Genomic DNA, 16,336 nt, shown 5'->3' with positions numbered 1-16,336 from the left:
ACCGGGCCAACGCACACCGGGCCAACGCACACCGGGCCAACGCACACCGGGCCAACGCACACCGGGCCAACGCACACCGGGCCAACGCACACCGGGCCACCGGCCCGACCAACGGGGAGACATGAACATGGCAGACGCGCGCCGACAACTCCGCTCGGGCACGGTCGCACTCGGCGGCGTGGGCCTGCTCGCCGCAGCCCTGACGGCCTGTTCCTCGGACCCGGACAAGCGCTGCGTCGACCGCGACAGCTACAACGCGTCCAAGGGCTACGAGGTCGTCGCCGACAAGAACTGCAAGTCCGTCACCCCCGTCAACGGTGCCTACTACTACGGCGGCAAGAAGAAGAGCGGCTGGGTCAAGGGCGGCTCCTTCACCAAGTCGCGCAAGGGATCGGGCAGTTCGAGCAGCAGCAGTGGCAGCAGTGGCGGCGTCGACCGAGGCGGCTTCGGCAGCGGCGACAGCGGAGGCAGCGGCAAGGGCAGCTCCGGCGGCTGACCGACCAACCCCTCAGGAAGCCCCGCATGAAGCGCCACACCATCGAGCCCCGCCCCGGCTGGCAGCAGACCGTCGAGGAGCAGGGGCTCATCTACCCGCTCACCCGCCACCCCGACGACTCCCTGCGCCCCTACTGGGACGAGAGCGCCTACTACTCCTTCACGCTCCCCGAGGTGGAGGCCCTGGAGGAGGTCGTCGAGGAACTCCACCGCATGTGCCTGACCGCGGCCGAGCACATCGTCGCCGCCAACCGCTTCGTCGACCTCGGCATCACCGACCCCCGCCTGGCCGAGTCGGTCGCCGAGGCCTGGCGCCGCCGCGCCGAACTCCCCTCCGTCTACGGCCGTTTCGACCTCCGCCACGACGGCACCGGCCCGGCCAAACTCCTGGAGTACAACGCCGACACCCCCACCTCCCTCGTCGAGGCCGCCTCCCCCCAGTGGTTCTGGATGGAGGAGCGCTTCCCCGGCGCCGACCAGTGGAACTCCCTCCACGAACGTCTCGTCGCCGCCTGGAAGAAGCAGGCGGCCCTCCTCCCGCCCGGCAGCCCCCTGTACTTCGCGCACTCCTCGGCCGACGAACTCGGCGAGGACCTCATGACGGTCGCCTACCTCAAGGAGACCGCGGAACAGGCCGGCCTCGACACCGACTGGATCTCCATGGAGGAGATCGGCTGGGACCCACTCTCCGGCCGCTTCGTCGACAACCAACTCCGCTTCATCCGCAGCTGCTTCAAGCTCTACCCGTGGGAGTGGCTCACCACCGACCGCTTCGCCGGCCATGTCCTCGACACCCTCGACAACGGCGGCGGCACCGGCAGCACCCTGTGGATCGAACCGGCCTGGAAGATGCTGCTCAGCAACAAGGCGTTGTTGGCGATCCTCTGGGAGCTCTTTCCGGGCCACCCGAACCTCCTTCCCGCCTACCTGGACGGCCCCCGCGAACTGGCGACGACGACCGGATACGTCGCCAAGCCCCTGCTGGGCCGGGAGGGTGCCGGGGTGACGGTCCACGAGCCCGGCGCCGACCCCGCCGTACGCCAGGAGGCCTGCTGCTACCAGGAGTTGGCCGCCCTGCCCGACTTCGACGGCAACCGTGTCGTCCTCGGAGCCTGGGTCGTGGAGAACGAGTCCGCGGGACTCGGCATCCGCGAATCCTCCGGCCTGATCACCGACGAGTACGCCCGCTTCCTGCCGCACGTGATCCTCTGAGAACCCCTGCAATCCCGGTAGGGCTACAACCCCGGTAGGGCTACAACCCCAGCACGGCCATAACCCCGGTACGGCTATAACCCCGGTACGGCTATAACCCCGGTACGGCTATAACCCCGGTACGGCTACAACCCCAGCACGGCACGCAGCTGGGCGAGTCCCCAGTTCAGATCCTCCTCTCCGATGACGAGGGGCGGCGCGATCCGGATCGTCGCCCCATGGGTGTCCTTCACCAGCACACCCAGGTCCATCAACCTCTCGGACACCTCCCGTCCCGTGCCGTACGACGGCTCGATGTCGACGCCCGCCCACAACCCACGCCCGCGCACCCCCGTCACCCGCCCCGTCCCGGCCAGCGCTCCCAACTCGCGATGCAGATGCTCGCCGAGCTCCGCCGCCCGCGCCTGGTACTCGCCCGACCGCAGCATCGCGATCACCTCCAGCGCCACCGCACAGGCCAGCGGATTCCCGCCGAACGTCGACCCGTGCTCCCCGGGCCGGTACACCCCGAGCACCGCCGCGCTCGACACCACCGCCGACACCGGCACGACCCCGCCGCCGAGCGCCTTCCCCAGCACATAGACGTCCGGCACCACCCCTTCGTGCTCGCACGCGAACGTCCGCCCCGTCCGCCCCAGCCCCGACTGGATCTCGTCCGCCACGAACAGCACGTTCCGCTCCCGCGTCAGCTCCCGCACCCCCGGCAGATAACCGGCAGGCGGCACCAGCACCCCCGCCTCGCCCTGGATCGGTTCGAGCAGCACCGCCACCGTGTTCTCGGTCAGCGCCGAGCGCATCGCCGTCAGATCCCCGAACGGCACGATCTCGAAGCCCGGCGTGTACGGCCCGAAGTCCGCCCGCGCCTCGGAGTCCGTGGAGAAGCTGATGACCGTCGTCGTACGCCCGTGGAAGTTGTTGCCGGCGACCACGATCTTCGCCATCTCCGCCGGCACGCCCTTGACCCGGTACCCCCACTTCCGAGCCGTCTTCACCGCCGTCTCCACCGCCTCCGTACCAGTGTTCATCGGCAGCACCATCTCCATGCCGCACAGCGCGGCGAGTTCCTCGCAGAACGCCCCGAACAGTTCGTGGTGGAACGCCCGCGACGTCAGCGTCACCCGCTCCAACTGCGCCTTCGCCGCCTCGACGAGCCGCCGGTTGCAGTGCCCGAAGTTGAGCGCCGAGTAACCGGCCAGCAGGTCCAGATACCGGCGCCCCTCCACGTCCGTCATCCAGGCCCCCTCCGCGGTGGCGATCACCACCGGCAGCGGATCGTAGGTGCGCGGACTGTGGGCCTCGGCCGCGGCGACGAGCCTCTCCGTAGCGTTCACGGGATCTCCCTGAGGTGACGGTGGCCCCCTTCCTATCGTCGCTCGGATGGTGGACGGGGGACCTGGGCGGTGCGGCGTGCCCGGTAGGCTGGCCGACGGGCCGTGACTGGCGCGCTGGGATGGGATGAACCATCGGGGAGCGGCCCCTGGACCTTGTCCAGCACCGAGTGCCGTGCGCCTGGGCCGTACCGTGAACGCTGAACACGACGTCCGGAGGTCCCCATGCCAGCCGAACCCCTCTCCCACGAGTCCACCGCCTTCCGTGCCGCCCTCGACGTGATCCGCGCCGTCGAGCCGCGCGTGGCCGACGCCATCGGCCAGGAGGTCGCCGACCAGCGCGAGATGCTCAAGCTGATCGCCTCCGAGAACTACGCCTCCCCGGCCACCCTTCTCGCGATGGGCAACTGGTTCAGCGACAAGTACGCCGAGGGCACCATCGGCCGCCGCTTCTACGCCGGCTGTCGCAACGTCGACACCGTCGAGTCCCTCGCCGCCGAGCACGCGCGCGAGCTCTTCGGCGCCCGCCACGCCTACGTCCAGCCGCACTCCGGCATCGACGCCAACCTCGTCGCCTTCTGGTCGGTCCTCGCCCAGCGCGTCGAGGTTCCCGCCCTGGAGAAGGCCGGTGTCCGCCAGGTCAACGACCTCTCCGACGCCGACTGGGCCGAGCTCCGCCAGGCCTTCGGCAACCAGCGCATGCTCGGCATGTCCCTGGACGCCGGCGGCCACCTCACCCACGGCTTCCGCCCGAACATCTCCGGCAAGATGTTCGACCAGCGCTCCTACGGCACCGACCCCGCCACGGGTCTGATCGACTACGAGGCGCTGCGGGTGTCGGCCCGCGAGTTCAAGCCGCTGATCATCGTCGCCGGCTACTCCGCCTACCCCCGGCTCGTGAACTTCCGTCTCATGCGTGAGATCGCCGACGAGGTCGGCGCGACCCTGATGGTGGACATGGCCCACTTCGCCGGCCTGGTGGCGGGCAAGGTGCTGACCGGCGACTTCGACCCGGTCCCGCACGCCCAGATCGTCACCACCACCACCCACAAGTCGCTGCGCGGCCCGCGCGGCGGCATGGTCCTGTGCGACGACTCCCTCAAGGACCAGGTCGACCGCGGCTGCCCGATGGTCCTCGGCGGCCCGCTGCCGCACGTCATGGCCGCCAAGGCCGTCGCCCTCGCCGAGGCCCGTCGGCCCTCCTTCCAGGACTACGCCCAGCGCATCGTCGACAACTCCCGCGCCCTCGCGGAGGGCCTGATGCGCCGCGGTGCCACCCTTGTCACCGGCGGTACGGACAACCACCTCAACCTGATCGACGTCGCCTCCTCCTACGGCCTCACCGGCCGCCAGGCCGAGGCCGCCCTGCTCGACTCGGGCATCGTCACCAACCGCAACGCCATCCCCTCCGACCCCAACGGCGCTTGGTACACCTCCGGCATCCGCATCGGCACCCCCGCCCTGACCACGCGTGGTCTCGGCACCGCCGAGATGGACGAGGTCGCGGGCCTCATCGACCGCGTCCTCACCTCCACGGAGCCCGGCACCACCAGCAAGGGCGCCCCCTCCAAGGCCCAGCACGTCCTCGACCCGAAGATCGCGGACGAGATCTCCCACCGAGCCACCGACCTCGTGGCGGGCTTCCCGCTGTATCCGGAGATCGACCTCGGCTGACCTGCCCGACCAGTGCCGTGCCCCTGCACGAGTGGCGCGGTCTAGAGATCGATCAGTTCCTGTCGTGGTTCCTCCCGCGGCGGTCCGGTTCCCGGCCGGGCCGCCGCGCGGCGTATCAGCAGCGTGCCGCCGACCCCGGCCGCGAACCCCGCCACGAGACCCGGTATCGCCCACCAGGCACCGCCGCCCGCCGCCGCCCCGGGCCCCTCGGTGCCGCCTGCACCCCCGGCCGCCCCGTCACCGGCCGCGCCGAGCAGGCCCGCCCGGCTCATCCGCTCGAAGACGGAGCGCGGGGCCCGATGCCAGCGGATGTCGTCGTCCGCCACGTCCGGCGCGGCATCCGAGCGCACCCACGGCGTGCCGTCGCCGGCCACGACCAGCTGGTCCTGCCGCTTCATGGCCACGTCACCACCCGGCGGCGAGTTCGTCTGCGGCCAGCCCCCGACGCCCGTCAGCCCCCACACCACGGTGACCCGCACCGGCGGATGCCGGCCCTCGTCCCACGCCGCCGACACCCGCTCCGTGCCCGCGTACATCGGTTCCAGCAGTTGCCACAGGCGGGCGAATTCCGGCTCGCCGGAGCGCACCGTCGTCGTCCGGCCCGTGCCTCCCGCGACGACCACCGCCACATCGGGGACGTCCCGGTCGGGCTGCTGTGACGCCGCGTCCGCCGTCGGCGTCCCGCACAGGGCCGCCGCCACCGACACCGGCACGAAGATCGCGAGCCGCATGCCCCCGTGTCCGCTCCGGCCGGTCGTCCTCAGCCCCGTACGTCTGCTCCGAACTGTCATCCGTCCCCCTCCATGCATCCCGTGTCCTCCGCCGCCCCCGGCCCGTCTCACACGTCCCGCAACTCCTGCCGCGGCCCCGGCTCCCCTCGCGGCCGGTCCCACCGCATCCGCGTGGCGAACGGTCGCAGCACCAGCGCCAGGACGGCTCCGGCAGCCGCGCCGGGCAGCACCCACCACCAGTCGGTGCCGTCGCCGGCCTCTGCCTGCGCAGTCGGAGCGACAGCCGCGCCGGCCGCTGTCTCCGTCGTGCCGGCGTCGGTGCCGGCGTCGGATTCGGCGTCGGCACCGGTCTCGCCCGTCTCCAAAGGCGCCGGGAAGATCCCGGAGTTGCCCTCGCCCGAGGTCTCGCCCATCACGCCCAGGTCCTTGAGGAGGGCGCGCAGTTGGCCGGGGTTCTGGGCTTGATGCCAGTAGCCGTTCACCGACTCGGAGAGGTTTGTAGTCGTGTGTATCCAGACCTCGTCGGCATCCGTCCGTGGGAAAACCCGCTCGAGGCGCCAGGGCGACACGTCGTGCGCCATCCAGGTGACGTTGATCTGCCGGGTGGCCATCAGACTTGCCTCGGGCGGCTTGTCCCGTAGGCCGGTGGCAGCGGCGCCGAGCAGCTGTTCCAGTTCTCCGTACTCCTCGTCGGAGTAGTACAGCGACGCAGTCTCCGTGCTCTGCGGCGAGACCACGAGCACGCTCGTCGGTCCGCCGGCCGACGCGGAGGAAGCCCCCCACAGCATCAGCGCCGACATTATCGCCAACACCCCCATCAGTGCGGCCAGTTCACGACCTCGACCCTTCCGGCCGACCCCAACCCTGCGCATCCGAACCCCCATACAAAGCCGGACGATCCCCGTGCGACCCGCCCGCGAGCCGCTTGTCACTTCTGGTACACCGCCCGACCCGTCGGGGTTCCCGTCCGCCGCGCACTATTTCGGGGACTCCTCCGACGTCCCGTCCAGGGACTTCGCGATCTCCACCGCCCGCCCCTGCGACGCCACCCCCTCCAGCCGCAGCGTCACTTCCCTGCCGCCCGATCCGCCCGAGCCGCGCATCCACAGCAGCGTCGGCCCGGCGGTCCGCACCTCGCGGGTATAGCGGGAGCCGTGCGCATCCACGAGCCAGAAACCGAGCAGGTGCGGCCGGGGAAACCACAGGGCCGTGTTGCTCGGGGTGCCGACATCCGCGGGGCCCTCGCTCAGCGAGATCCACGAGGGCTGCTCGCGCACGCTCTTGGCGAAGCCGATGTCCAGGCCGGCCGGGTACTGGTCCAACCGGACCGTGCGCCCTTGCTCGCGCCAGCACAGGCTCACCAGGAACCGCCCCCGCGGCTCGTCGGTCACCGACACCGCGTCCGGAGCACCCAGGGCCCCAGGCACCAGCGGCTCGAATCCGGCCTCGCGCTCGGCCTGCGCGAGCGACAGCGACCGCCCGCAGCCGGGCACCTCGGCGCCGGTCGACGGCACCGCCGACGGGTCGTACCGCACCTCGACCCCGCCGAAGTCGAACCAGTCCAGGACCGCGGCCCGCACCGGGGGTGTGAGAGCGAGGACCGTGAGCAGGCCGCACAGCGTCGCGGTCAGCGACCGCCACCGCGCCCGCGTCCAGTACCGGGCCGCCCGCAGCCGCGCACCGGCCCCCGGCGGCTCGGCCACCGGGACCGGCACCTGCTCGGCGAGTATCCGCTCCAGCACTCGCTCGACCATCGACTCGGCCCCGGCACCGCCCGGCGGGTCCAGCGATCGCCCCAGCGCCCGCAGCTCCTCCGGCAGCCGGGCGGGCTCGCCGTGCCGGCGGCCCCTGCCCATGTCACCGGGGCCGCCCTCACCGCCGTACGCATCCCGCTCCCGCTCCTCACTCACGCTCATCACCTCCTTCCCGAGGCTGGAAATCCGGCAACAGCCGGCTCATCCTCCGCAACGCGCGGTTGAGCCGCGACTTCACCGTGCCCCGGGGCCAGCCCAGCGCCTGGGCCGTCTCGGACTCTTCCATCTCCAGCAGGTAGCGGTAGACGACGACCAGGCGGTGCTCCTCGCTCAGCTTCTCCAGGGCGGCCAGCAGGGCGGCCCGGCGCTCCGTCTCCAGCGTGGCCGCCGCGGGGTCGGCCGATTCCGGTATCAGCGGCTCCGCCTCCACGAACGCCGCCTCACGGCCGGCGAGGGTCCGCTGCCGGGCCGCCGTCCGCACTGTGTTCCTCGTCTCATTGGCCACGATCGACAGCAGCCACGGCTTGAACGACGCGCCGTCCTTGAACCGGCCCAGCGCGCAGTACGCCTTGACGAAGGCCTGCTGCACCACGTCCTCCGCGTCCGCACCCGCCCCGAGCGCGGCGGCCGCCCTGAGCGCGAGGCCCGTATGGGCTCGCACCAGCTCCGCGTACGCCTCCGGCTCTCCGGCGCGTACGCGTGCGATCACCGCGGCCTCATCGACGATGCGGCCCCCCTCCCGCGTCCTCACATGATGGGTACACCGCTCGGCCCGGATCGGTTCCCACCTGTGTCACATCTGTTTCCGACCAGTTCCGGATCGGCCCCCGACACCTGAGAGAATGGTGGGCATGGCCTCTGATCGACCCCGCGTGCTCTCCGGAATCCAGCCCACCGCAGGCTCGTTCCACCTCGGCAACTACCTCGGCGCCGTCCGCCAGTGGGTGGCTCTGCAGGAGTCCCACGACGCGTTCTACATGGTCGTCGACCTGCACGCGATCACGATCCCGCAGGACCCCGCCGACCTGCGCGCGAACACCCGGCTGGCCGCCGCCCAGCTCCTCGCGGCCGGTCTCGACCCGGAGCGCTGCACGCTCTTCGTCCAGAGCCACGTCCCCGAGCACGCCCAGCTCGCCTGGGTCATGAACTGCCTCACCGGCTTCGGCGAGGCGTCCCGTATGACCCAGTTCAAGGACAAGTCCGCCAAGCAGGGCGCCGACCGCGCCAGCGTCGGCCTGTTCACGTACCCGGTCCTCCAGGTCGCGGACATCCTGCTGTACCAGGCCCACGAGGTCCCGGTCGGCGAGGACCAGCGCCAGCACATCGAGCTCACCCGTGACCTCGCCGAGCGCTTCAACGGCCGCTTCGGCGAGACCTTCACCGTCCCGAAGCCGTACATCCTCCGGGAGACGGCGAAGATCTACGACCTTCAGGACCCGTCGATCAAGATGAGCAAGTCGGCGTCCACGCCGAAGGGCCTCATCAACCTGCTCGACGACCCCAAGGCCACCGCCAAGAAGGTCAAGAGCGCGGTCACCGACACCGACACCGTGATCCGCTTCGACGCGGAGCACAAGCCGGGCGTCAGCAACCTGCTCACCATCTACTCGACCCTCAGCGGCGAGGGGATCGCGGAGCTGGAGCAGAAGTACGAGGGCAAGGGCTACGGCGCGCTCAAGACGGACCTCGCCGAGGTCATGGTCGAGTTCGTGACGCCCTTCCGGGAGCGCACCCAGCAGTACCTGGACGACCCGGAGACACTGGACTCGATCCTGGCCAAGGGCGCGGAGAAGGCGCGTGCCGTCGCCGCGGAGACCCTCTCACAGGCGTACGACAAGGTGGGCTTCCTGCCCGCCAAGCACTGAGGCGTACGACCGCACAGACGCATCACCGGACAGAGCGCTGCACATCACTACGGTTGCGCCTGCCCACAACACACCCGTGGCCGTACAGTCGATAGCCGGACGGCCGGGAACGAACTCGACAGGATGACAGGAGACGACGTGGGGACCGTAACGATCGGCGTGTCGATCGCGGTCCCGGAGCCTCACGGCAGCCTGCTCCAACAGCTGCGCGCGGGCTTCGGCGACGCTGCAGCTCACGGTATTCCCACGCACGTCACGCTGCTGCCGCCGACGGAGGTCGACGACGCCAAGCTGGCGGCCGTCGAGGCACACCTGACCGAGGTCGCGGCGGCCGGTCGGCCGTTCCCCATGCGGCTGTCCGGCACCGGTACGTTCCGGCCCCTGTCGCCCGTCGTCTACGTCCAGGTCGCCGAGGGCGTCGAGGCCTGCACCTGGCTGCAGAAGCAGGTCCGCGACGCCTCCGGCCCCGTGGCACGCGAACTGCAGTTCCCGTACCACCCGCACGTCACGGTCGCCCACGGCATCGACGACGACGCCATGGACCGCGCCTTCGAGGAACTCGCCGACTACCGGGCCGAGTGGCCCTGCACCGGCTTCGCCCTCTACGAACAGGGCGCCGACGGCGAGTGGCGCAAGCTGCGCGAGTACGTCTTCGGGGGCGCGATCGTGCCGCCGCAGGCGGCGCACGTGGAGCGGGGCTCGATCCCCGCCCCGTGACCCCGGTCGCCTAGATCGGCAGTCGCCGGAACACCGCTCGCGGCACGTGTCGGAGCGCCGACATCACGATCCGTAGCGCCCCCGGCACCCACACCGCCTCCGAGCGCCGCCGCAGCCCCAGCTCGATCGCCGTCGCAACCGCCTCCGGCGTGGTCGCGAGCGGCACGTCCGGGAGGCCCGCGGTCATCTTCGAGCGCACGAAGCCGGGGCGTACGACCATCACGTGTACGCCGGTGCCGTGCAGGGCGTCGCCCAGGCCCTGGGCGAAGGTGTCGAGGCCGGCCTTGCTGGAGCCGTAGATGAAGTTGGAGCGGCGGGCGCGTTCGCCGGCCACGGAGGAGAGCACCACGAGCGAGCCGTGGCCCTGGGTCTGCAACGCGCGCGCGGCGACCAACCCCGCCGACACCGCTCCCGTGTAGTTGGTCTGTGCGACGCGCACCGCGTTCCCCGGTTCGCGTTCGTCGTGCGCCTGGTCGCCGAGGATCCCGAAGGCGAGCAGCACCATGTCGATGTCGCCCTCGGTGAAGACCTTGCCGAGGGCCGTCTCGTGGGAGTCGGGGTCGAGCGCGTCGAAGGCGACGGTGCGCACGTCGGCCCCCAGGGTGCGCAGTTCCGAAGCGGCGGTCTCCAGGGCCGGTGTCGGGCGTCCCGCCAGCCACACCGTGCGGGTGCGGCGGGCGATCAGCCGGCGTGCGGTGGCGAGCGCGATCTCCGACGTGCCGCCGAGGACGAGCAGGGACTGGGGGAAACCGAAGGCGTCCTTCACGAACAGCTCCTAACGAAGGCCCATGGGGCCCAGAGGTTGCCTAGAGGTTGAGGCGGCGGGCCAGGTCCGACACGAACACCCCGCGCGGGTCCGACTCCGCGCGCAGCGCGCGGAAGTCCGCCAGGCGCGGGTACATCGCGGCGAGCAGTTCGGGCCGCAGCCGGGAGTCCTTGGCGAGGTAGACGCGCCCGTCGGCCGCGGCGACCTCCTCGTCCAGTTCGTCGAGGAAGGCCCCGAGGCCGGGCAGGTGGGCCGGGATGTCCAGGGCCAGGGTCCAGCCGGGCACGGGGAAGGAGAGCCAGCCCGGGTCGGCGTCCCCGAAGCGCTTGAGGACGGCGAGGAAGGAGGGGCACCGGCGCTGCGAGATACGGCGCACGATCCGGCGTACGGCGTCCTCCTGGCCGTATCCGACGACGAACTGGTACTGCACGAAGCCGCCGCGGCCGTAGATCCGGTTCCAGTGGGGCACCCCGTCCAGGGGGTGGAAGAAGGCGGAGATCCTCTGGAGTTCGCCGGTACGCGCGCGTGGGGCCTTCCGGTACCAGAACTCGTTGAAGAGTCCCACGGTCGTCCGGCTGAGCAGGCCCTCGGGGAGGAAGGCGGGGGCGGCCGGGAGCTGGGAGGTGCGGAAGGCCAGTGGGTCCTTACGCGCGCGCGTGCGTTGTGGCAGCGCCTCCAGGGGGGCGTGGTCACCGCGGGTCAGCACCGCGCGGCCCGTCGCCGAGCCGCGGGCCAACAGGTCGATCCACGCGACGGAGTAGCGGTAGTGGTGGTCGGTGGCCGTCAGACGGGCCATCAGGTCGTCGAGGTCCCGCGCGCGCTCGGTGTCGACCGACATGAGCGAGGTCTCGACCGGCTGGAGCCGGATCGTCGCGGTCAGGATCACGCCGGTCAGGCCCATGCCGCCGGTGGTCGCGTCGAAGAGGGGCGTGTCGCGGCCGACCGTGCGGATCTCGCCGTCGGCGGTGAGGAGTTCGAGCGACAGGACGTGCCGGGAGAAGGAGCCCGACACGTGGTGGTTCTTGCCGTGGATGTCCGCACCGATCGCTCCGCCGACCGTGACGTGGCGCGTCCCGGGCGTCACCGGCACGAACCAGCCGAGCGGCAGCAGCACTTCCATCAGCCGGTGCAGGGAGACGCCCGCGTCACAGAGCACGATCCCCTCGGCGGCGTCGATCGCGTGGATGCGGTCAAGACCCGTCATGTCGAGAACAGACCCACCGGCGTTCTGAGCGGCGTCCCCGTAGGCCCGCCCCAGGCCCCTCGGGATGCCTCCGCGGGCCCCGCAGTCCCGGACGGCGGCCACGGCCTCCTCGTAGGTCCGTGGGCGGATCAGGAGGGCGCTGGTGGGAGCGGTGCGGCCCCAGCCGGTGACGGAATCGATGTCGGCAGGCATGTCGGCGACCGTATCGCCCCTTTGTGAGCGATTGGTTTGGAAACATTCAGCTCATCCCCGAAATGGGTGATTAATGGGATGTCGCTCTATATTGCCGGAGTTCCGACGGTGCTGACGTGAACAGTGAGTCCACATGGACGATCTCGACGACATGGACCACCGAATCCTTTCGGCGCTGAGGGCGTACGGCCGCGACCCACACGTTGCGAACGCCGCGCGCGCCCTGTCCTGGGCGGGCGAGCACGGCGCGCTGTGGCTCGCTGCGGGTCTCGCGGGAGCCGCCGCGGACGGCCCTCGGCGCGGCACCTGGCTGCGCGGGACGGCGCTCACCGCGGGCGCGCACCTCGTCAGCATCGGCGTGAAAAGGGTGGTGCGCCGTCCGCGCCCGGCGCATGTCGAGCCCCTGGTACGCACCGCCGGGCGGCACTCCTTCCCGAGCTCGCACGCGACCTCCGCCGCGGCCGCCGCGGTCGCCTTCGGTGCGCTGGGGGCACACGTCGTCCCGCCGCTCGCCGCCGCGATGTGCGTGTCGCGCCTGGTCGTCGGCGTGCACTACCCCTCGGACGTGGCGGCGGGCGCGGCCCTGGGGGCGCTCACAGCGCGCATCGGAGCGCGCTGGATGCGAGGAGGCGCGCATGACTGAGACCGCGCCGATGACGGGTGGCGCGCGCACCCGCGAGACGGCTCTGCTGGAACAGCGCAAGCCCCCCCGGCAGCCCGCACCACCCCGCAAAGGCACCCTCCTGGGAGGGCTCCTCAAGACCGCGCGCCCCAAGCAGTGGGTCAAGAACGTCCTGGTCGTCGCCGCCCCGGCCGCCGCCGGCCAGCTCTTCTCCCGGCACGCCCTCACCCAACTCGCGCTCGTCTTCGCCCTCTTCACCGCCTGCGCCGCCGCCGTCTACCTGATCAACGACGCCCGGGACGCCGACGCCGACCGCGCCCACCCCGTCAAGCGTCGCCGCCCGGTCGCCGCCGGACAGGTCCCCGTACCTGTCGCGTACGCCGTGGGAGCGGCCCTCGGCGCCCTTGCGCCGGCCATCGCGGCCTGGCTGGTCTCGCCGGCCGTCGCGGCGCTCCTGACGGCGTATCTGGCCATGCAACTGGCGTACTGCGTCAGCCTCAAGCACGTCCTGGTCATCGACCTCGTCGTCGTCACGACCGGGTTCCTGATGCGCGCCATGGTCGGCGGGCTCGCGCTCGGCATCCCGCTGTCGCGCTGGTTCCTGATCACGACCGGGTTCGGGGCGCTGTTCATGGTGTCGGCCAAGCGCTACTCCGAAGCCGTCCAGATGGCCGGGAAAGCGGGCGCCACGCGCGCGTTGCTCACCGAGTACACCACCGGCTACCTGCGCTTCGTGTGGCAGCTCGCGGCCGGCGTCGCCGTCCTCGGCTACTGCCTGTGGGCCCTCGAGGAGGGCGGCGTCCCGCACACCAGCGTCCTGCCCTGGCGGCAGCTCTCCATGGTCGCCTTCATCCTCGCGATCCTCAGGTACGCCGTCTTCGCCGACCGCGGCACGGCCGGCGAACCCGAGGATGTCGTCCTGCGCGACCGCGCGCTCGCCCTGATCGGCGTGGCGTGGGTCGCGATGTACGCCCTGGCGGTGGCCAACTGGTGAGCACGCGCGCGGGGGCGAGCCGAAGTGAACGGCAGCGCACGCGCACGGGGGCGGGCCGAAGCGGACGGCCGCGCACGCGCGCGTGGGCGAGCCGCCGGGAACTCCTAGGCTTCGCCACCGCCGGCCTCCTCGCCTACGCCGCCGACCTCGCCCTCTTCACCTGCCTGCGCGGCCCGGGCGGTCTCGACCCGCTCACCGCCAAGGCGCTGTCGTTCGTCGCGGGCTGCTCGGTGGCGTACGTGGGCAACGCGCTCGGCACCTACCGGGACGCCCGCACCGGCGGACTGCGCGCGTACGCCGCCTTCTTCGCCGTGAACGTCGCCGGCGCCCTGGTGCAGCTTCTGTGCCTCGCCGTCAGTCACTACGGCCTCGGCCTCACCTCGCAGCGCGCGGACACGGTCTCCGGAGCGGGAATCGGCATGGTCCTTGCCACCATCCTGCGGTTTTGGGGTACCAGGACATTTGTCTTCCGCGATGGGGGCAGAGTCGGATCATGGACTGGCTGAAAAAACTCCCCGGCGTCGGGCCGCTGGTCGCCCGCCTGACCGCCACGCACGCGTGGCGGTCGTTCGAGCGCCTGGACCGGGTGAAGTGGACACGGCTGGCCGCCGCGATGACGTTCACCAGCTTCGTGGCACTCTTCCCCCTGCTCACGGTGGCCGCCTCGATCGCCGCCGCCACGCTCAGCAAGGAGCGCCAGAACACGCTGGAGGACAAGATCGCCGAGCAGGTGCCCGGCATCTCCGACCAGCTCAACATCGACGGCCTGGTGCAGAACGCCGGCACCGTCGGCCTCATCGCGGGCGCCGTCCTGCTGTTCACCGGCATCGGCTGGGCGGGCTCGATGCGCGAGTGTCTGCGGGCCGTGTGGGAGCTGCCCGACGACGAGGAGAACGCGGTCCTGCGCAAGGCCAAGGACCTGGGCATCCTCGTCGGCCTCGGCGGCGCCGTGCTCATCACGCTCGCCACGTCCACCGTGGCCTCCGCCATGGTCGGCTGGACCACCGACCAGCTGGGCATCGACAAGGAGGGCTGGGGCAGCGTCCTGCTGCAGATCGCCGCGTTCCTCGTCGCCGTACTGGCCGACTTCCTGCTGCTCCTCTACGTGCTGACGCTGCTCCCCGGAGTCGAGCCGCAGCGCCGCCGCCTGATCGTGGCCGCGCTGACCGGCGCGATCGGCTTCGAGCTGCTGAAACTGCTGCTCAGCGGCTATATGCAGGGCGTGGCCGCGAAGAGCATGTACGGCGCGTTCGGCGTCCCCGTCGCCCTGCTGCTGTGGATCAACTTCACGTCGAAGCTGGTGTTGTTCTGCGCCGCGTGGACGGCGACGCAGAGCATGGACACGGAAGAGGACGCGCAGGACGTCAGTGACGACGGCGTACCAGATCCGGCAGCGGCCAGCGGCGGTTGACCAGGAACGCGGCCCCCGCGAGCACCACCAGCAGCCCGCCGGTGATCGCGAACGCGATCCCCATGCCGCCGGTGCCGCCCTCGGCGGTGGCGGACGCCACCGGCTTCGACGAGGCGCCGGCCTCCGTCCCCCCGGCGTCCGCGCCCCCCGCCTCCCCGGAGGCGTTCGCTCCCGGCTGGGCACTCGCCTGCGCGGCGCTCTTCGGCGGGACCAGCTCACCCACGGGCTGCACCTTGCCGACTGCCTTGAAGCCCCAGTCGAAGAGCTTGGCGGTCTCCTTGTAGACCTCGTTGTTCTCGTCCTTCTCCGGGTTCATGACGGTGACGAGCAGCACCTTGCCGCCCCGCTCGGCGACGCCGGTGAAGGTGGCCCCGGCGTTGGTGGTGTTGCCGTTCTTGACGCCCGCGATGCCCGGGTAGACGGAGACGTCGGAGTCGCCGGTCAGCAGCCGGTTGGTGTTCTGGATCTCGAAGGACTCGCGGGTCGTCTTGCCCTTCTTGTTCTTCGTCGTCTTGCCCGGGAACTTCGCGCTGACCGTCGAGCTGTACTCGCGGAAGTCCTTCTTCTGCAGCCCGGAGCGGGCGATCAGGGTCAGGTCGTATGCCGAGGAGACCTGGCCGGGCTGGTCGTAGCCGTCGGGGCTGACCGCGTGCGTGTCGAGGGCCTGGAGCTCCTCGGCGTGCGCGTTCATCTCCGCGACGGTGTTGTCGATGCCGTCGTTCATCTGCGACAGCACGTGCACGGCGTCGTTGCCGGAGCGCAGGAAGACGCCGAGCCACAGGTCGTGGACGCTGTACGTCTCGCCTTCCTTTATCCCGACCATGCTGGAGCCGGAACCGATGCCGGCCAGGTCGGAGGGGACGACCTTGTGCTTCTCCGTCTTCGTGAACTTCGGCAGCACCGTGTCCGCGAACAGCATCTTCAGGGTGCTCGCCGGGGGCAGCCGCCAGTGCGCGTTGTTCGCGGCCAGCACGTCGCCGGACTCGGCGTCGGCGACGATCCACGACCGCGCGCTGAGGTCCTTGGGCAGCACCGGCACCCCGCTCGCCAGGTTGACCTGCGCCCCGGCCAGGCCCAGGCGTTGGCCGCCGACGGTCGACATGGTGGCCGGGGGAGTGGCCGACGGACTCGCGGACGGACTTCCGGACGTACCGGGCGACGGACTCCCGGACGTACCGGGCGACGGACTCGGGGCCGCCACGGAGACGGGAGCGGTCAACGCGAGCGACGACACGACGGACGACAGGACGACGGAAGTGACCAGCAGGGATCGCCTGGCGGTCTTCTTTGGAGCGGGCACGGTCAGGAACGTACATGCCACAGGGCGTGAAGTCCCGCCTCCCTCCCCACCCCGGCCAAGGAACCGGACAC

General features: G+C 71.2%; 17 protein-coding genes and 1 riboswitch. Of the genes, 9 read left to right on the top strand and 8 right to left on the bottom strand.

Going from position 1 to position 16,336, the window contains the following annotated elements:
* Positions 1 to 127 precede the first annotated feature (127 nt).
* Positions 128 to 496 carry a hypothetical protein gene (locus ADK57_RS23935; protein WP_053751595.1) on the top strand — a complete coding sequence of 123 codons (369 nt, stop codon included), beginning with the start codon at positions 128 to 130 and terminating at the stop codon, positions 494 to 496.
* Positions 497 to 522: 26 nt separating this feature from the next.
* On the top strand, positions 523 to 1,707 hold the full coding sequence (locus ADK57_RS23930; RefSeq protein ID WP_053751585.1) for a glutathionylspermidine synthase family protein: 1,185 nt from the start codon (positions 523 to 525) through the stop codon (positions 1,705 to 1,707).
* 125 nt (positions 1,708 to 1,832) lie between these two features.
* Here the strand turns inward: ADK57_RS23930 and rocD are convergent, their stop codons facing one another.
* The gene (gene rocD, locus ADK57_RS23925; protein ID WP_053751584.1) at positions 1,833 to 3,038 is read right to left on the bottom strand and encodes an ornithine--oxo-acid transaminase; all 1,206 of its coding nucleotides are present in this window, start codon (positions 3,036 to 3,038) and stop codon (positions 1,833 to 1,835) included.
* 92 nt (positions 3,039 to 3,130) lie between these two features.
* A riboswitch (ZMP/ZTP riboswitch) is annotated at positions 3,131 to 3,229 on the top strand.
* A 31-nt stretch (positions 3,230 to 3,260) separates the two neighbouring features.
* On the opposite strand from rocD, the gene ADK57_RS23920 reads away from it, so the two are divergent.
* Positions 3,261 to 4,709, top strand: a complete 1,449-nt coding sequence (locus ADK57_RS23920; protein ID WP_053751583.1) for a glycine hydroxymethyltransferase — start codon at positions 3,261 to 3,263, stop codon at positions 4,707 to 4,709.
* 41 nt (positions 4,710 to 4,750) lie between these two features.
* Here the strand turns inward: ADK57_RS23920 and ADK57_RS23915 are convergent, their stop codons facing one another.
* The 4 genes from ADK57_RS23915 to ADK57_RS23900 form a co-directional block, all read right to left on the bottom strand.
* Positions 4,751 to 5,440 carry a hypothetical protein gene (locus tag ADK57_RS23915; protein ID WP_053751582.1) on the bottom strand — a complete coding sequence of 230 codons (690 nt, stop codon included), beginning with the start codon at positions 5,438 to 5,440 and terminating at the stop codon, positions 4,751 to 4,753.
* A gap of 107 nt (positions 5,441 to 5,547) precedes the next feature.
* Positions 5,548 to 6,240 carry a hypothetical protein gene (locus ADK57_RS23910; protein WP_234390394.1) on the bottom strand — a complete coding sequence of 231 codons (693 nt, stop codon included), beginning with the start codon at positions 6,238 to 6,240 and terminating at the stop codon, positions 5,548 to 5,550.
* A gap of 177 nt (positions 6,241 to 6,417) precedes the next feature.
* Positions 6,418 to 7,356: a hypothetical protein gene (locus tag ADK57_RS23905; protein WP_053751580.1), complete on the bottom strand. Its 939-nt coding sequence runs from the start codon at positions 7,354 to 7,356 to the stop codon at positions 6,418 to 6,420.
* Positions 7,343 to 7,903, bottom strand: coding sequence for an RNA polymerase sigma factor (locus tag ADK57_RS23900; protein ID WP_053751579.1), 561 nt, complete (start codon positions 7,901 to 7,903; stop codon positions 7,343 to 7,345). Before ADK57_RS23900 ends, ADK57_RS23905 begins: the two co-directional genes overlap by 14 nt.
* Positions 7,904 to 8,045: 142 nt before the next feature.
* Here ADK57_RS23900 and trpS point away from each other — a divergent pair, with 142 nt between their 5' ends.
* Positions 8,046 to 9,059 carry a tryptophan--tRNA ligase gene (gene trpS / locus ADK57_RS23895; protein ID WP_053751594.1) on the top strand — a complete coding sequence of 338 codons (1,014 nt, stop codon included), beginning with the start codon at positions 8,046 to 8,048 and terminating at the stop codon, positions 9,057 to 9,059.
* A gap of 138 nt (positions 9,060 to 9,197) precedes the next feature.
* Positions 9,198 to 9,776: a 2'-5' RNA ligase family protein gene (locus ADK57_RS23890; RefSeq protein WP_053751578.1), complete on the top strand. Its 579-nt coding sequence runs from the start codon at positions 9,198 to 9,200 to the stop codon at positions 9,774 to 9,776.
* A gap of 10 nt (positions 9,777 to 9,786) precedes the next feature.
* Here ADK57_RS23890 and ADK57_RS23885 read toward each other — a convergent pair whose 3' ends face one another.
* Together ADK57_RS23885 and ADK57_RS23880 are read right to left on the bottom strand one after the other, a co-directional pair.
* Positions 9,787 to 10,542: a decaprenylphospho-beta-D-erythro-pentofuranosid-2-ulose 2-reductase gene (locus ADK57_RS23885; RefSeq protein WP_053751577.1), complete on the bottom strand. Its 756-nt coding sequence runs from the start codon at positions 10,540 to 10,542 to the stop codon at positions 9,787 to 9,789.
* A 40-nt stretch (positions 10,543 to 10,582) separates the two neighbouring features.
* Entirely contained in the window at positions 10,583 to 11,938 is a 1,356-nt protein-coding gene (locus tag ADK57_RS23880; protein ID WP_053751576.1) for an FAD-binding oxidoreductase, read from the bottom strand.
* Between the two features lie 133 nt (positions 11,939 to 12,071).
* Here ADK57_RS23880 and ADK57_RS23875 point away from each other — a divergent pair, with 133 nt between their 5' ends.
* From ADK57_RS23875 to ADK57_RS23860, 4 genes are read left to right on the top strand one after another with little or no spacing between them, the layout of a single operon-like run.
* A complete protein-coding gene (locus ADK57_RS23875) occupies positions 12,072 to 12,581 on the top strand; it encodes a phosphatase PAP2 family protein (RefSeq protein WP_053751575.1) in 510 nt (169 codons plus the stop codon).
* 10 nt (positions 12,582 to 12,591) lie between these two features.
* Positions 12,592 to 13,554 (top strand): decaprenyl-phosphate phosphoribosyltransferase, encoded by a 963-nt coding sequence (locus tag ADK57_RS23870; protein ID WP_107091632.1) that lies wholly within the window; start codon positions 12,592 to 12,594, stop codon positions 13,552 to 13,554.
* Positions 13,548 to 14,060, top strand: coding sequence for a GtrA family protein (locus ADK57_RS23865; protein WP_420711889.1), 513 nt, complete (start codon positions 13,548 to 13,550; stop codon positions 14,058 to 14,060). The genes ADK57_RS23870 and ADK57_RS23865 overlap by 7 nt, the downstream gene beginning before the upstream one ends.
* Positions 14,048 to 14,965, top strand: coding sequence for a YihY/virulence factor BrkB family protein (locus ADK57_RS23860; protein WP_053751572.1), 918 nt, complete (start codon positions 14,048 to 14,050; stop codon positions 14,963 to 14,965). The genes ADK57_RS23865 and ADK57_RS23860 overlap by 13 nt, the downstream gene beginning before the upstream one ends.
* Here the strand turns inward: ADK57_RS23860 and ADK57_RS23855 are convergent.
* Positions 14,919 to 16,265 (bottom strand): D-alanyl-D-alanine carboxypeptidase family protein, encoded by a 1,347-nt coding sequence (locus ADK57_RS23855; RefSeq protein ID WP_053751593.1) that lies wholly within the window; start codon positions 16,263 to 16,265, stop codon positions 14,919 to 14,921. The genes ADK57_RS23860 and ADK57_RS23855 overlap by 47 nt on opposite strands.
* Positions 16,266 to 16,336: the final 71 nt, after the last annotated feature.

Origin of the sequence: Streptomyces sp. MMG1533 (assembly GCF_001279775.1) — a bacterium.
Lineage (GTDB): Bacteria > Actinomycetota > Actinomycetes > Streptomycetales > Streptomycetaceae > Streptomyces.
This window is presented reverse-complemented; position numbering and strand designations above follow the sequence as displayed.

Excerpts from the sequence above, each read along its gene's own strand:
- ADK57_RS23935 (WP_053751595.1), top strand. The coding sequence starts at position 128 with ATGGCAGACGCGCGCCGACAACTCCGCTCGGGCACGGTCGCACTCGGC.
- ADK57_RS23930 (WP_053751585.1), top strand. The coding sequence starts at position 523 with ATGAAGCGCCACACCATCGAGCCCCGCCCCGGCTGGCAGCAGACCGTC.
- ADK57_RS23920 (WP_053751583.1), top strand. The coding sequence starts at position 3,261 with ATGCCAGCCGAACCCCTCTCCCACGAGTCCACCGCCTTCCGTGCCGCC.
- ADK57_RS23915 (WP_053751582.1), bottom strand. The coding sequence starts at position 5,440 with ATGCGGCTCGCGATCTTCGTGCCGGTGTCGGTGGCGGCGGCCCTGTGC.
- ADK57_RS23910 (WP_234390394.1), bottom strand. The coding sequence starts at position 6,240 with ATGTCGGCGCTGATGCTGTGGGGGGCTTCCTCCGCGTCGGCCGGCGGA.
- ADK57_RS23905 (WP_053751580.1), bottom strand. The coding sequence starts at position 7,356 with ATGAGCGTGAGTGAGGAGCGGGAGCGGGATGCGTACGGCGGTGAGGGC.
- trpS (WP_053751594.1), top strand. The coding sequence starts at position 8,046 with ATGGCCTCTGATCGACCCCGCGTGCTCTCCGGAATCCAGCCCACCGCA.
- ADK57_RS23880 (WP_053751576.1), bottom strand. The coding sequence starts at position 11,938 with ATGCCTGCCGACATCGATTCCGTCACCGGCTGGGGCCGCACCGCTCCC.
- ADK57_RS23875 (WP_053751575.1), top strand. The coding sequence starts at position 12,072 with ATGGACGATCTCGACGACATGGACCACCGAATCCTTTCGGCGCTGAGG.
- ADK57_RS23870 (WP_107091632.1), top strand. The coding sequence starts at position 12,592 with ATGACGGGTGGCGCGCGCACCCGCGAGACGGCTCTGCTGGAACAGCGC.
- ADK57_RS23860 (WP_053751572.1), top strand. The coding sequence starts at position 14,048 with ATGGACTGGCTGAAAAAACTCCCCGGCGTCGGGCCGCTGGTCGCCCGC.